The organism is Salipiger sp. (assembly GCF_059781815.1).
This window is the reverse complement of sequence record NZ_JBYNAH010000406.1, coordinates 1-1,865: the sequence shown is the minus strand read 5'-3', so window position 1 is coordinate 1,865 and position 1,865 is coordinate 1. Positions and strand designations below refer to the sequence as shown.

Annotated in this window: 3 protein-coding genes and 1 pseudogene; 2 read left to right on the top strand and 2 right to left on the bottom strand. The window is 62.1% G+C overall.

Annotated elements, in window-relative coordinates:
- Together AC6RA4_RS25285 and AC6RA4_RS25280 are read left to right on the top strand one after the other, a co-directional pair.
- Window positions 1-262: 2Fe-2S iron-sulfur cluster-binding protein (locus tag AC6RA4_RS25285; RefSeq protein ID WP_500165049.1), on the top strand; the 262-nt coding region annotated here is incomplete at its 5' end.
- Window positions 263-268: 6 nt separating this feature from the next.
- Window positions 269-1,060 carry an FAD-binding oxidoreductase gene (locus AC6RA4_RS25280; RefSeq protein WP_500165047.1) on the top strand — a complete coding sequence of 264 codons (792 nt, stop codon included), beginning with the start codon at window positions 269-271 and terminating at the stop codon, window positions 1,058-1,060.
- Between the two features lie 164 nt (window positions 1,061-1,224).
- Here AC6RA4_RS25280 and copM read toward each other — a convergent pair whose 3' ends face one another.
- Both copM and AC6RA4_RS25270 read right to left on the bottom strand, forming a co-directional pair.
- Window positions 1,225-1,617: a CopM family metallochaperone gene (gene copM / locus AC6RA4_RS25275; RefSeq protein ID WP_064790830.1), complete on the bottom strand. Its 393-nt coding sequence runs from the start codon at window positions 1,615-1,617 to the stop codon at window positions 1,225-1,227.
- A 14-nt stretch (window positions 1,618-1,631) separates the two neighbouring features.
- Window positions 1,632-1,865: pseudogene (locus tag AC6RA4_RS25270) on the bottom strand (hypothetical protein); the annotation flags it as partial.

The window sequence follows — 1,865 nt, the reverse complement described above, 5'->3', positions numbered from 1 at the left end:
CTCGCCGGGAGCCTGTGAGGAGACGCAGATGACGAGCAAGTTTGTTGACATCCGGCAGGCGCGGACCAGCCTTGAGGTCCATGAGGGCCAAACAATTCTCGACGCCGCGCTCGCCGCCGGCATCCCCTATCCTCACGGTTGCCGGTCCGGCCGCTGCGGCTCCTGCAAGTCCCGCCTGATCGAGGGTAAGGTGGAGCTGCTCCAGCATTCTCGCTTCGCCCTCAGCGAGGAAGAGAAGGCCGATTGCCTGATCCTGGCATGACGTGCGGTGCCGAAGACCGATGCGGCAGTCGCCTGGCTGGGCAGCGATGACGATGATGCCGTTACGGCTCCTCGACGGCTGGATGCCATCGTGATCGGCCTCGATGACCTCACTCACGACATCAAGCTGGTTCGGATCGCGCCTGCCGACGGCTCTCCCCTGCTCTTCACGGCCGGTCAGTATGCCCAGGTCGGATTCGATGGTGTGCCTGCGCGCAGCTACTCCATGGCCAATCGTCACGGCGACGACAGCCTCGAATTCCACATTCGCAAGGTTCTGGGGGGCATCACGTCACAGCACGTCCATGACGCGCTGAAAGCCGGCGACAAGGTGACGCTCGAATTTCCGCTAGGCTCCTCCTACCTCCGTCAGCATCATTCCGGCCCGATCCTGTGCATCGCTGGCGGTTCCGGTCTGGCGCCGATCAAGTCGATCGTGGAAACGGCCCTTGCTCACGGCATGAAGCAGCCGATCCATGTCTACTTTGGCGCACGCGGCGCGCGCGACCTCTATCTCGTCGAGCATTTCGAGGCACTGGCGGACCGTCATAATAACCTCAGCTTTACGGCTGTCCTGTCGGATATGCAGGCAGCACTCCATCGGCACGGCTTCGTGACCGATGCGGTGGTCGAGGATCTCGCCGACTTCGACGGGTGGAAAGCCTATGTTGCAGGTCCGCCCCCGATGGTCGATGCGGCGATGGACGTGGTTTTCGCGCGGGGCCTGCGTCCCGAAGACATGCACGCCGATGTCTTCTTCACGCCGGAAGAGCAAGTGGCGGCAGCGACGGTAGAGTGATCTGCCGCGGTCCGAGTCCGCCAGTGACAATAGCCAGCCGCGAACGACTTCGCTGCTGGCTTTTCATGTGCCGTTTCAAACTGGACAGCCCGGCCCGGTATGGGCGATCTCGCAGAATGCCCCCAAATTTGTGGATCTGCGAGGCGTTGCCGCGGGTGCGATTCTTATTGCCCGCGTGCGGTGAGCCATTCCCGCATCATGGCGATCTCGCCTTCTTGGGCCGAGATCACGTCCTCGGCCAGCTTACGAACCTCAGGATCGGTACCGTATTGCAGAACGACCCGCGCCATGTCGATCGCGCCCTGGTGGTGCGGGATCATTCCGCGCATGAAGTCGATGTCGGCATCGCCGGTGAACTCGACCATCATGTCCTTGTGCATGCGATCATTGGCTTCGATATAAGCCTGCGTGGATGGGTTGTCGGAGGCCGGCATCGAATGCCCCGGCATTTCGTGGCCTTGCATGGTGGTATCCGTGTTCAGTTGGCTTTGTGCGATGGCGAGGCCGGCGCTGATGGCGAGTGCGCCGCCAATGAAAATCGGGGTCAGCTTGTGCATGATCTTGCTCCTGTTCAATTCACGGTCGCCGGATACCCAGCCTCTTCGAGAACCTGCTGAAGGACAGCGGGGGTTGCGGTCGTCTCGACCTTGACTGTCCGCTGGGCTGGGTTGGTGTCGATCTTGGCGGTCGGATCGACAACCGCGCTGGCGTGGATACCCGGTTCGATGTGCGGCGGCGCCGGAAATAGACTGAGCAGCTTGGCCAGCGCCAGCCTGCCCCGGGAGACTTTGATCCCCCCTTGGAA

What these genes read in the sequence shown, in the direction of transcription:
- copM (WP_064790830.1), bottom strand. Translation starts at nt 1,617, where the DNA reads ATGCACAAGCTGACCCCGATTTTCATTGGCGGCGCACTCGCCATCAGC.